Source organism: Niallia sp. HCP3S3_B10 (assembly GCF_052064465.1).
Lineage (GTDB): Bacteria > Bacillota > Bacilli > Bacillales > Cytobacillaceae > Niallia > Niallia hominis.
In genome coordinates this window covers 1-12,201 of the sequence record NZ_JBQHVO010000030.1, presented here as the reverse complement: position 1 = coordinate 12,201, position 12,201 = coordinate 1, and the positions used below count along the sequence as shown (strand labels likewise).

12 protein-coding genes are annotated in these 12,201 nt (G+C 35.7%); all 12 read left to right on the top strand.

Translation table 11 applies throughout. From position 1 onward, the window contains the following. Window positions 1–148: 148 nt before the first annotated feature. The 12 genes from nifB to ACTNDN_RS13830 all read left to right on the top strand — a co-directional run bounded on the left by nifB (window position 149) and on the right by ACTNDN_RS13830 (window position 12,117). Window positions 149–1,525 (top strand): nitrogenase cofactor biosynthesis protein NifB, encoded by a 1,377-nt coding sequence (gene nifB, locus ACTNDN_RS13885; protein ID WP_235249566.1) that lies wholly within the window; start codon window positions 149–151, stop codon window positions 1,523–1,525. A gap of 41 nt (window positions 1,526–1,566) precedes the next feature. Further along, window positions 1,567–2,442 (top strand): nitrogenase iron protein, encoded by an 876-nt coding sequence (nifH, locus tag ACTNDN_RS13880; protein WP_031538364.1) that lies wholly within the window; start codon window positions 1,567–1,569, stop codon window positions 2,440–2,442. A gap of 30 nt (window positions 2,443–2,472) precedes the next feature. Next, window positions 2,473–3,903: a nitrogenase molybdenum-iron protein alpha chain gene (gene nifD / locus ACTNDN_RS13875; RefSeq protein WP_235249568.1), complete on the top strand. Its 1,431-nt coding sequence runs from the start codon at window positions 2,473–2,475 to the stop codon at window positions 3,901–3,903. A 20-nt stretch (window positions 3,904–3,923) separates the two neighbouring features. Then, window positions 3,924–5,453, top strand: coding sequence for a nitrogenase molybdenum-iron protein subunit beta (gene nifK, locus ACTNDN_RS13870; protein WP_235249569.1), 1,530 nt, complete (start codon window positions 3,924–3,926; stop codon window positions 5,451–5,453). A 92-nt stretch (window positions 5,454–5,545) separates the two neighbouring features. Continuing rightward, window positions 5,546–6,907, top strand: a complete 1,362-nt coding sequence (nifE, locus tag ACTNDN_RS13865; protein ID WP_235249571.1) for a nitrogenase iron-molybdenum cofactor biosynthesis protein NifE — start codon at window positions 5,546–5,548, stop codon at window positions 6,905–6,907. Then, window positions 6,904–8,187 (top strand): nitrogenase iron-molybdenum cofactor biosynthesis protein NifN, encoded by a 1,284-nt coding sequence (nifN, locus tag ACTNDN_RS13860; RefSeq protein ID WP_235249581.1) that lies wholly within the window; start codon window positions 6,904–6,906, stop codon window positions 8,185–8,187. Before nifE ends, nifN begins: the two co-directional genes overlap by 4 nt. A gap of 20 nt (window positions 8,188–8,207) precedes the next feature. After that, window positions 8,208–8,588, top strand: a complete 381-nt coding sequence (locus tag ACTNDN_RS13855; RefSeq protein ID WP_441131331.1) for a NifB/NifX family molybdenum-iron cluster-binding protein — start codon at window positions 8,208–8,210, stop codon at window positions 8,586–8,588. Between the two features lie 22 nt (window positions 8,589–8,610). After that, on the top strand, window positions 8,611–9,375 hold the full coding sequence (locus ACTNDN_RS13850) for a HesA/MoeB/ThiF family protein (RefSeq protein ID WP_235249583.1): 765 nt from the start codon (window positions 8,611–8,613) through the stop codon (window positions 9,373–9,375). After that, on the top strand, window positions 9,375–9,698 hold the full coding sequence (locus ACTNDN_RS13845; RefSeq protein ID WP_235249585.1) for a nitrogenase-stabilizing/protective protein NifW: 324 nt from the start codon (window positions 9,375–9,377) through the stop codon (window positions 9,696–9,698). The genes ACTNDN_RS13850 and ACTNDN_RS13845 overlap by 1 nt, the downstream gene beginning before the upstream one ends. Then, complete coding sequence (locus ACTNDN_RS13840; protein WP_031538356.1) at window positions 9,698–10,012, top strand: HesB/IscA family protein; 315 nt, start codon at window positions 9,698–9,700, stop codon at window positions 10,010–10,012. The genes ACTNDN_RS13845 and ACTNDN_RS13840 overlap by 1 nt, the downstream gene beginning before the upstream one ends. Before the next feature lie 28 nt (window positions 10,013–10,040). Continuing rightward, on the top strand, window positions 10,041–11,162 hold the full coding sequence (gene nifV / locus ACTNDN_RS13835; protein ID WP_251628767.1) for a homocitrate synthase: 1,122 nt from the start codon (window positions 10,041–10,043) through the stop codon (window positions 11,160–11,162). A 409-nt stretch (window positions 11,163–11,571) separates the two neighbouring features. After that, window positions 11,572–12,117 carry a DUF402 domain-containing protein gene (locus ACTNDN_RS13830; protein WP_251628764.1) on the top strand — a complete coding sequence of 182 codons (546 nt, stop codon included), beginning with the start codon at window positions 11,572–11,574 and terminating at the stop codon, window positions 12,115–12,117. Window positions 12,118–12,201: the final 84 nt, after the last annotated feature.

The window sequence follows — 12,201 nt, the reverse complement described above, 5'->3', positions numbered from 1 at the left end:
ATCAGCGAAAGAATTCCATATATTTACATTAATAATATGGAGATGTTGGAAACCTCTTAGAAATTTTAAAAGGAAGGGGGATGAGAAAGGGAATTACTAGAAACAAGAAATGCATTCGTGTATCAATTTATTTCAGGGAGGAGAGAGTGTGAAAACGATTAATCAAGAAGTGGAAGATCGCATTGCCCGTCATCCCTGCTATAGCGAGGATGCACATCATCATTTTGCCCGCATGCATGTAGCAGTGGCACCTGCATGTAATATTCGTTGCAATTACTGCAGTCGTAAATTTGATTGTGCAAACGAAAGTAGACCGGGAGTTGTTAGTGAAGTATTAAAGCCAGAAGAAGCAGTAAGAAAAGTGTTAGTAGTAGCAGGGGAGATTCCGCAGTTATCAGTAGTTGGGGTTGCTGGACCTGGAGATCCATTGGCTAATCCAGAAAAGACTTTTGCAACTTTTCGTGGGGTGGCAGAAAAGGCACCAGAACTAAAACTTTGCTTAAGTACAAATGGATTAAGACTTTTAGAATTTATCGATCAGATTCAAGAATTAAATATTGATCATGTAACGATAACGATTAATGCAGTTAATCCACAGATCGGGCAGCATATATACTCGTATATTTTTTATGAAGGTAAAAAATACAAGGGAATTGAGGCTGCTGAAATTCTAATTAATAATCAGTTGAAAGGGCTAGAAGCACTGACTGAAAAAGGGATTCTATGTAAAGTAAACTCAGTATTTATTCCAGGAATAAACGATCAGCATATGGAGGAAATTTCGAAGGCAGTGAAGAAAAGGGGAGCGTTTGTCCATAATATCATGCCTTTAATTGTTACTCCTGATACAGTTTTTGAAAGAAATGGAGTTAGGAACCCAACATCTAAAGAAATACAAGAAATACAAGAAAAATGTTCTGGAAGTTTGAAAATGATGAAACATTGCCGTCAATGCAGAGCTGATGCAATTGGATTGCTGGGAGAAGACAGAAGTGCACAATATACCAAGGACAAGATTATGAATGTTCCGATTCAATATGACCCAATAGCAAGAGAAACAATTCAGCAAGAACTTGAGTTGAAAGTGAAAGAAAAAAGCAAGAAAAAACAAGAACGAGAGGCATTAAAACAAAGAAAAATAGAATCAGGTTCTTCAAGTCTTAGAATAGCTGTAACGACAAGAGGGAATGCAAGAGTCAATCTTCATTTTGGGCATGCGAAAGAATTTTTGGTTTTTGATGTGAAAGAAAAAGAAATTAAGTTTGTCGGTGTTAGGAAGGTTCAGTCTTATTGTGTTGGAAAAGTCGGTTGCAATACAAAACAGGTTCCAATACTTGCAGAAACCGCTGAGATTTTAAAAGATTGTCAGATGTTAATTAGTTCTGGCATTGGCAAAGCACCTCAAAAGTATTTGCAGGATAGAGGAATAGTTTCCATTATCCAATCAGGAAACATTGAAGAATTGCTTTATGAGAGTAGTAAATATTACAAGTATATGAACCATATGTCAGTAGAATATGTTTAATTCATTTGGGAAGTTTTAATTAAAATGGAGGGGGAATTACAATGCGTCAAATCGCTTTTTATGGAAAAGGTGGAATTGGAAAATCAACTACATCACAAAATACCTTAGCACAATTAGCAACAAAATTTGGTCAAAAAATTATGATTGTGGGATGTGATCCTAAAGCAGACTCCACTCGTTTAATTCTAAATACGAAAGCACAAAGTACAGTTTTAGAACAAGCAGCAGAAATGGGAACAGTAGAGGATCTAGAATTAGAAGATGTCATCGCAAAAGGTTATGGCGATATCCTATGTGTGGAATCAGGTGGACCAGAACCAGGGGTTGGCTGTGCTGGACGTGGAATTATTACCTCTATTAATTTTTTAGAGGAAGAAGGAGCTTATGAAGGATTAGATTTTGTTTCTTATGATGTATTAGGGGACGTTGTATGTGGTGGTTTTGCAATGCCAATACGTGAAAATAAAGCGCAAGAAATTTATATTGTTTGTTCAGGTGAAATGATGGCGATGTATGCAGCAAATAATATTTCTCGCGGTATTTTAAAATATGCAAATAGTGGCGGTGTACGATTAGGTGGATTAATTTGTAATAGCCGTAATACGGACAGAGAAGCAGAGCTAATTTCAGAGCTTGCCCGCCGTTTAAATACACAAATGATTCATTATGTTCCACGCAATAATGTCGTCCAGCATGCTGAATTGCGTAAGATGACAGTTGCTCAATACAAACCAGAAGACCAGCAAGCAAAGGAATATGAATATTTAGCACAAAAAATATTGGAAAACGATATGATGACGATTCCTACGCCAATAGAAATGGAAGAGCTAGAATCCCTATTAATGGAATTTGGTGTTATTGAGGATGAAGAAACAGCAATCAAAAAATTAGAAGAGCAAGAAGCAGCTACTAAATAAAAGAGATTACTAGAAAAGAGGTGAGATTTGATGAGTACAAAAGTTGAGGAGAGTCAGGCATTAATTGATGAGCTGTTAGAGGTTTATCCGGAAAAAACAAAAAAATTCCGAAAAAAACATTTTCAAATTGCCGATGAAGAGACAATCGAATCTGGCAAATGTTCTATTAAATCCAATATCAAATCACGTCCTGGCGTTATGACCATTCGTGGATGTGCTTATGCAGGTTCAAAGGGAGTTGTTTGGGGACCGATTAAGGATATGATTCATATTAGCCATGGACCAGTAGGGTGTGGCCAATATAGCTGGGGAACCCGAAGAAACTACGCAAACGGTAAGTTGGGCATAAATAATTTTACCGCGATGCAAATAACTAGTGATTTCCAAGAGAGAGATATTGTATTTGGTGGAGATAAAAAGTTAGAGGCATTATGTAGAGAAGTGAAAGAGATGTTCCCACTTGCAAAAGGAATTTCCATTCAATCTGAATGTCCTGTTGGATTAATTGGTGATGATATTGAAGCGGTTGGGAAGAAAATGACCAATGAGCTGGGGATTCCAGTTATTCCAGTTCGTTGTGAAGGATTCCGAGGAGTTAGTCAGTCACTTGGCCATCATATTGCAAATGACACTATTAGAGATCACGTTATGGGTACTCGAGAACTGGCAGAGTCGGGTCCATATGATGTAGCTATTATTGGAGACTATAATATTGGTGGAGATGCATGGGCTTCCCGCATTCTTTTAGAAGAGATTGGCTTGAGAGTTATTGCTCAATGGTCAGGAGATGGATCCATCAATGAATTAGGAATTACCCATAAATCAAAATTAAATCTGATACATTGTTATCGCTCCATGAACTATATGGCTACAACATTAGAAGAAAAGTATGGTATTCCTTGGATGGAATATAACTTCTTTGGACCAACGAAAACAATAGAAAGTTTGCGTGCGATTGCGGCCCATTTTGATGAAACAATTCAAGAAAATGCAGAAAGAGTAATAGCTAAATACCAACTTGAGATGGATGAAATCATTCAAAAATATCGTCCTCGGTTAGAAGGGAAAAAAGTAATGCTCATTATTGGTGGATTGCGTGCCCGCCATACTATCGGTGCTTATGAAGATTTAGGGATGAAAATTGTAGCGACTGGATATGAATTTGCACATAAGGATGATTATGAGAAAACACTATCAGAATTACATGATGGAACCATATTGTATGATGATCCAACTGCATATGATATAGAATTTCTATCAGATAAATTAGATATAGATTTAATGGGTGCTGGTGTAAAAGAAAAATACGTTTATCATAAATTGGGAATTCCATTTAGACAAATGCATTCATGGGATTATAGCGGTCCTTATCATGGGTTTGATGGATTTAAAGTATTTGCAAAAGACATGGATACTGCTATAAATAGCCCTGTTTGGGATCTATTGGCAGCACCATATTAAGTAAAGGAGGGGGGATAATTATGGCAAAAAATCCTGAAATTCAAGATCATAATACTTTATTTCAGAGTGAGAAATATAAAAAACAAGCAGAAAATAAACTGCTATTTGAAGCGCCATGTTCTATACAGGAAGTAGAAGAAACAGAAGATTATTTAAAAACGGAAGAATATAAAGATATAAACTTTAGCAGAGCTGCAGCTACCATTAACCCTGCAAAAGCTTGTCAACCTCTAGGGGCAGTATTAGCAGGTTTGAGTTTTGAAGGAACACTTCCTTTTGTTCACGGTTCTCAAGGCTGTGTAGCCTATTTTCGTAGTCACTTTGCTCGGCATTTTAAAGAACCTGTACCAGCAGTTTCTTCGTCTATGACGGAAGATGGAGCTGTATTTGGAGGAATGAGAAATTTAATTGAGGGGCTTCAAAATAGTAGCGCCTTATATAAACCGAAAATGATTGCAGTAAGTACAACTTGTATGGCAGAAGTTATTGGGGATGATTTAAGTGCATTTATTGAGAATGCACGGATAGAAGGAGCAATCGATAAAGAATTTCCAGTTCCGTTTACCAATACTCCTAGTTTTGTAGGATCTCATATTCATGGTTATGATTCTATGATGCGCTCGATACTTTCCTACTTGTCCGAGAAAAAAGGAGATATAGAAAATAAGGTTCCTACAGATAAAATAAATATTATTCCTGGATTTGATACGTATACAGGTAATTTCGCAGAACTAAAAAGAATTTTAGAACTTATGAATGTAGATTATACCATTCTAGGTGATCATAGTGGCAATTTAGATTCTCCAGCAAATGGTGAATATAACTATTACTATGGTGGCACCAAATTAGAAGATGTTGCACAGGCTCCAAATGCAAATGGAACTATTTTGCTACAAAAATATTCTACTAAAAAAGTAGAAAAGTATATTAAGACATCATGGCATCAAAAAACGATTTCATCGTGGATGCCGATAGGAATTAAAAATACAGATACTTTATTAGAAAACATTAAACAATTGTCTGGTAGAGATATACCAGCTGTTCTCAAAGAAGAACGCGGAAGAATAGTAGATGCTTTAACTGATTCCCATGCCTATTTACACGGTAAGCGTGTAGCCTTGGCAGGAGATCCAGACTTACTACTTGGGTTAATCTCCTTTTGCTTGGAAGTTGGGATTGAACCAATTCATATCGTTTGCACGAATGGAGATAAAAAATTCAAAAAGGAAGCTGAAGAGCTTTTATTAAAAAGTCCATATGGTATTGACGGAAAAGTTCACATAGGAAAAGATTTATGGCATATGCGATCTTTATTGTTAACAGAACCCGTTGATTTTGCAATAGGTAGTACACATATGAAGTATTGTGCAAAAGATGCTAAAATTCCTTTGGTAAGAATCGGTTTTCCAATTTTTGATCGTCATCACATGCATCGATATCCAATTATCGGTTATCAAGGGACATTAAATGTATTGACGTTAATTGTTAATACTATATTGCAACAATTAGATGATGAGGCACCAGATCATAGCTATGATACAGTACGGTAAGTAAGAATTGTCAGCGGGATATCTATAATCTCGCTGACAATCAACTTTTTAGGGATTAAGCGGAAATTTTTTGATAGGGGGGGGATTATAGCATGGAGAAATATGTTGTAGAGGCATTTGCTGAACCAGCATGTGAACATAACTCGGTAAATCAGGCACATAAAGGTTGTGTTCAGCCAACTCCTGGTGCGGCATCAGGTGGTTGCTCTTTTGATGGCGCTCAAATTACTCTTCTTCCCATTGTCGATGCAGCACATCTTGTGCATGGACCTATTGCGTGTGGCGGAAATAGTTGGGAAGCGAGAGGAAGTTTAAGTTCGGGGTCCTATCTTTATCAATATGGATTAACTACAGATCTTAAAGAACAAGATATTATCTTCGGTGGAGAGCAAAAATTGAGAGGGGCAATTCGTGAAATTGCAGACAGATTTAGTCCACCGGCTATTTTTGTTTATTCGACTTGTGTGACCGCCCTAATAGGTGTAGATTTAGATTCCATTTGTAAAAGCGAAAGCAAAGTAATTGGAATTCCTGTAATTCCAGTGAATAGCCCAGGATTTGTTGGTAGTAAGAATATGGGCAATAGATTAGCTGGTAACGCATTGATGGACCATGTAATTGGAACAGATACTCCTCCAATAGAAACACCATTTGATATAAATTTAATTGGAGAATATAACATTGCCGGAGAAATGTGGGATATAAAAGAACTTTTCGATCAAGTGGGTATACGCATTTTAGCTAATATTACAGGAGACGGAAGGTTTCATAAAATTAGATGGGCGCATAAAGCGAAATTAAATATGGTTGTATGCAGTAGAGCGTTGATTAACATGGCAAGAAAAATGGAAGAAAAATACGATATTCCATATTTTGAAGGATCTTTTTACGGAGCAAAAGAAACAACCCTATCTTTACTAACCATTTCATATATGCTTAACAATCAAGAATTAATGAAAAAAGTCCGAGCTTTTACAAAAGCGCAAGAAGAAAAACTAGCATTTGATTTAACTAAATTTCGTAAAAAATTATTAGGAAAAAGAGCAATACTTTATACTGGTGGGGTGAAAAGTTGGTCTATCATTTCTGCACTCCAAGAACTAGGAATAGAGGTAGTAGGAGTTGGCACAAATAAAAGTACGATGGATGACATTGAACGTATAAAAGAAAGAATTGGAGAATCGGCAAAATTAATAGAATCCGGAGGAGCCAGCAAGATATTAGAAACTTTTCGTAATGAAAAAGCAGATATTATCATTGCTGGGGGGAGAAATATGTATGTTGCCTTAAAAGAACAGATTCCTTTTCTTGATGTAAACCAAGAACGCCATCATGCTTATGCTGGATATGTTGGATTAAAACGGTTAGCAGAACAATTAGTGTATGCATTGGAACATCCAATTTGGGAATTACTTCAATCTCCTTCTCCTTGGAAGGAGGTAGGAAAAGAGTGACAATTGTAAAACTAGATAAGAAACTTGCCATTAACCCACTAAAAGTTAGTCAAACATTGGGTGGAGTTCTGGCGCTTCAGGGATTATTCCGTGCTATCCCGCTTGTACATGGATCTCAAGGTTGCGCTGCTTTCATTAAAGCACTTATGACACAGCATTATCGGGAACCAGTTTCTATTCAAACGACTGCTCTTCAGGAAATGAATATTATCTTTGGTGGGGAAAGAAGCACAATAGAAGCAATGGAGACAATTCTTAACAAACATCATCCTTCATTGATGGCAGTATTAAGTACTGGTTTAACGGAAACTGCTGGAGATGATTTAATAGGAAACATTAAAAACTATTTAAAAACAAATGAACCAAACTGTTTTATTTTCCCTGTTGCGTTACCAGATTTTGAAGGATCGTTAGAATCTGGCTTTCAATTAACCGTTGAAGCGATGATACGTGGTTTAGTGGAACAGCAGAAGTTTACATTACCGATGAAAAAGAAACAAAACCAAATTAATTTGCTAGCAGGATCTTTTTTAACGGCAGGAGATGTAATGGAAATAAAAAAAATTATCCAATCATTTGGATTTTCTGTCATAACTGCACCAGATATCTCCACTTCGTTAACAGGATCTTTACAAAAAGGTTTTTCCCCATTATCACAAGGGGGGGCTACGAGGGAGCAATTACAAGGATTATTTGAATCGGAAATGACAATTGCTGTGGGAACTAGTTTGGAAAAATCAGCTCAAATGTTGGAAGCAGCAGCAGGAATACCTTATCGGTTGTTTCCTAGCTTAACAGGATTAAAAGCTAATGATGAATTTTTTTCTTTTTTGCAATCGTTAAGTGGAAAAAAAGGAGACTCATTTTACCAGTGGGAAAGGGATAATTTACTTGACTGTATATTGGATTCCCATTTTTACTTTTCTGGGAAAAAAATAGTTATTGGCTTAGAACCAGATCATCTTTTTTCTATTGTTAACGTCTGCAAAGAATTAGGCGGAACGATAGATGGATTAGTCAGCAGCTTTTCAGCTAAGGTGCTATCAAATATGGAGGAAGATATATTCATCGGTGATTTAGACGATTTAGAAACCATGGCTGATAATGCGGATCTGTGGATAAGTAATTCTCACGGTGAAAAGGGAGCAGATAGGAAAAATGTTGCATTCCTTCCAATAGGTTTTCCAATTTTTCATCAAATTGGTAGTTCCTTATTTACAAGTGTTGGATACCGAGGAACAACGAATTTGATTATAAAAATGAGTAATTTATTAATGTAAAAGAAAGTGGGGGGTTACATATGAAAATCGCCTTTGCTACAGATGATGGAAAACATGTTGACACACATTTTGGCTATACAGAGTCTTTTGATATTTATGATATTTCAAAGGAGAAATATGAAAAGGTTCAAACTAGAGTTGTTTCATGTGCTAGCGAGATAAGTGAAAATAATCGAATTGACTATCGAATAAATATAATAGTAGATTGTAAATTACTTTTTATTACACAAATAGGACCAGCTGCAGCCGCTCGGGTAACTAGAAATAAGATTATGCCCATTAAAGTTAAGGAAGGAACGTTAATACAAGAGCAGTTGGATCGATTGCTGTTGTTGTTACAAAGCAAGCCACCATTGTGGTTAGCAAAAGCGTTAAATAGTGAAAAGGAGAGTAAATTATAGGGATTAAGAAAAGGAGATAGGTATGAGTTTTGAACAAAATCAAGATAAACCGATTGATTTTTCTAGTCGTTATAGCCGTCAGTTAAAGTTGGTAGGCTTAGAGGGGCAACAAAAGTTAAAAGATGCAACTGTATTTATAGCTGGGATTGGTGGATTGGGCGGAACAACAGCCATTTATCTTGCGGCAGCAGGAGTCGGAAAATTAATCATTTTTCATGAAGGGAATATTGCTTTGCCAGATTTAAATCGCCAAATTTTAATGGAGAGCAATAAAGTAGGAAAACAAAGAATACCAAGTGCTCTTAACAGCATTAAACGGATAAACCCAGAAGTGATAGTGGAAGCTTATCCGGAAAAAATTAGTTATGAAAGGGTTTATCCATTAGTAAAAAGGGCTGATGTTGTAGTAGATGCTCGTTATGATTTTCCAGAAAGATACGAATTAAATCGCCTTTGTGTAGATACTGGAAAAATAATGGTTGAAGCAGCTATGTCAGGATTTGAGATATCCTTAACAACCATTAAACCAAAAGAAACGGCATGTCTTGCATGCGTATTTCCCCAGCAGGACCCGAAATGGGAGCCGCTTGGATTCCCAGTACTTGGAGCAACATCAGGTATAGCAGGTTGTTTAGCCGCGATGGAAGTAGTAAAAGTGATAACAGGTATCGGTGAACCTTACTTCAATAAATTATACCGTTTTGATTCTTTACAATTTCAGTCTTCCACTTTTTCTTTAAAAAGAAATCCATTATGCACACATTGTGTTGGAAAGAGGGATGAATGATGTTCGATAAAAACTTACAAGATTTATATGATGCGGAAGATTTTTTTGAGTTCTTTAAGGTGCCATATCATCCAGAAATATTAAATGTATCCCGTGTTCATATATTAAAGCAATTTCAAAAATATCTAAAAGAAAGTGGTTACTTTGAAAGTAATGAAAGTGAAAAAGAAGTATGGAATATTCAAAGAGCTTTATTATTTAGAGCATACCGAGATTGTGTTAAACCTACCCCAATAAGACAAAAATTTTTCCCAGAGTTTTATAAAAAGAATGGAGCTTTTTTTCCTTTTGATCAAATTAGACAAAGGGAGGAGAAAAAGTGATGTATTGGACAGAGGAGGCAACCAACAAATTAATAGAAATAGTAGAAAAACAAAAAAGAAAAGAAAATGGCATTCGAATTATTGCTCAACCTGATGATATAGAGGGCTTCACATATGAGCTATACTGGGAACATCAAGTAATGCCTACTGATGAAACAATAAAACAGGAAGGATTAAATATTTTTATAGATAAACAGTCACATCAGCTATTAGAGGATACAGTCGTTTATTTTACGATTCAAGAAGGTAAAGAGGGGATATTTATCATGAAAACAACCTCTGACTGTTCAACTTGTTCCACTGTTTGTTTTTAATTAAAGGAAAGGGAGAAGGGGTGTAATAGTGAATATTCAATTTTGTGATACTACTCTAAGAGACGGTGAACAAACAGCTGGAGTTGTTTTTACAGCCTATGAAAAACAAATGATTGCAACACTTTTAGCAGATGCAGGTATAGAACAAGCGGAAGTTGGAATTCCTGCAATGGGAGTAGAAGAACAAAAAGTTATTCACTCTTTAGTAGAAATGCAGCTTCCAATCCAATTAATCACATGGAATCGAGCAGTTAAGGCAGATATAGATGCATCTATACAAACGGGAGTAAATTGGGTTCATATCTCGATACCAACTTCAGAAATCATGATGAAGCATAAATTAAAGAGAAATAAGGAGGAAATAGCTCTCCAGATTCAGCGAGTAGTGGCTTATGCACAATCTTTTAATCTACATGTATCTGTTGGATTTGAAGATGCTTCGAGATCGTCTCTTTCTTTTTTGATGGAGTTAATTCATTTATTATATCAAAATGGAGTGAAGCGATTTCGTTATGCTGATACAGTTTCCGCATTATATCCTTATACAGCTGAAAGGAATATAAAGGAATTAGTAAGGAATTGCCCAGAAGATATTGAACTGGAAATACATTGTCATAATGATTTTGGCTTAGCAACAGCTAATACACTAGCTGCTATCCAGGCAGGAGCAAAATGGGCCAGTACCACAGTTGGTGGAATCGGAGAAAGGGCAGGTAATGCAGCTTTTGAAGAAGTAGCTATGGCATGGAAGCACTTATATAACGGCAAGATAAATGTAGATACTACCTATTTTCATTCACTTAGCGACATGGTATTTCAATCCTCAGGTAGACAAATTCCCGAAGCGAAGCCTATTGTAGGATCGAAGGTGTTTACCCATGAATCTGGTATACACGTAGATGGTTTATTAAAATATAGTAAAACCTATCAAACCTTTGATCCAATGGAAGTTGGCCAGAATCACCATTTCGTTTTAGGAAAGCATTCAGGTTTAAAAGCAATCTACTATTTTTTAGAACAAGAAGGCATACAACTTGAAACAGGGAAAGCGCAAGTACTCCTTGATTATGTGCGTTCTAACATGAACGAAACGAAGAAAACAATGGAAATAGCAGAATTGAAAAGTGTTATTTTTCAATTAGACAAATAGCTACTGAGTAATAATTGTTCAAATAAAAAATAGGAATAGTGATACCTATTTTTTATTTGAACAATACAAGTTAAAATCACTATTACTTCTTAATTTATTTCCATATAATTTTCTTCTTATAGCATTGTTTTTTTTGAAAAGTAATGATTGAGATGCTTAAATTAATGCCAAGTTTTTCTGACTATATTCCTCGATTTTATCCTTTTTTTGAATCCACTATTAATATACCTTTCCAAATGTTTTCTCTTTATCGCTAAATAATATGTTCTTAATAGACAGAAAGACTCCGAATGAATGTTAGAATGATGGGTTGGTGGAAGGAACACCTACATTGATGGAAGTTTCACTCTTCGTATTAGCCCTGTATAAATGTTTGCTTTTCTTATATGATAGGGAAAGAAATAGGGATATGATTAATGGAGAGGATAGTGAGTTAGACATGCGATTAAAGTATGGTAAAAAGATAACAGAACGGAAAATTCGTTATGATTCTACAACAGAAGATTATCCATGCAAACTTCTTCACGCTGATACTAGGAAAATTACACTTTTACATCAAGTTGAAAAGCCGTTTGAAATGAGGGAGGGGAAACAAAAGCTAGTTATTCCAAAAGGGACATTTACGTTTGCCTATTATTGGTTAGATCAGCCATATAATTTATATTTTTGGAGAGATACAACTGGAAAATATTTAGGTGCATATTTTAATATTGTTAGAAAAAATTGGATTCAAAATGATATTGTATTGTTTGAAGATTTAATCATTGATCTTGTAGTAAAACCAAATGGTACTTATTATATTTTAGATCAAGAGGAACTACCAATTCCTTTGCAAACTTTTGAAAATGGCTATGTAGATGATGCCTTACATATGTTGTTAGAGAGGAAAGACAATATCATTGAAGAGGTAAAGGCTGAAACGAAGCTTTTTTTAGATAGAATAAAAACTGTATGAGTAAAATGTTTGTGGGAGAATAAATATCCTTTTTGTCTAGTTGGGGGACTCGTCCCCCAACTAGACAAAAAGGCCACCAAGCGA

What these genes read in the sequence shown, in the direction of transcription:
- nifH (WP_031538364.1), top strand. Translation starts at nt 1,567, where the DNA reads ATGCGTCAAATCGCTTTTTATGGAAAAGGTGGAATTGGAAAATCAACT.
- nifD (WP_235249568.1), top strand. Translation starts at nt 2,473, where the DNA reads ATGAGTACAAAAGTTGAGGAGAGTCAGGCATTAATTGATGAGCTGTTA.
- nifK (WP_235249569.1), top strand. Translation starts at nt 3,924, where the DNA reads ATGGCAAAAAATCCTGAAATTCAAGATCATAATACTTTATTTCAGAGT.
- nifE (WP_235249571.1), top strand. Translation starts at nt 5,546, where the DNA reads ATGGAGAAATATGTTGTAGAGGCATTTGCTGAACCAGCATGTGAACAT.
- ACTNDN_RS13855 (WP_441131331.1), top strand. Translation starts at nt 8,208, where the DNA reads ATGAAAATCGCCTTTGCTACAGATGATGGAAAACATGTTGACACACAT.
- ACTNDN_RS13850 (WP_235249583.1), top strand. Translation starts at nt 8,611, where the DNA reads ATGAGTTTTGAACAAAATCAAGATAAACCGATTGATTTTTCTAGTCGT.
- ACTNDN_RS13845 (WP_235249585.1), top strand. Translation starts at nt 9,375, where the DNA reads ATGTTCGATAAAAACTTACAAGATTTATATGATGCGGAAGATTTTTTT.
- ACTNDN_RS13840 (WP_031538356.1), top strand. Translation starts at nt 9,698, where the DNA reads ATGTATTGGACAGAGGAGGCAACCAACAAATTAATAGAAATAGTAGAA.
- ACTNDN_RS13830 (WP_251628764.1), top strand. Translation starts at nt 11,572, where the DNA reads ATGATTAATGGAGAGGATAGTGAGTTAGACATGCGATTAAAGTATGGT.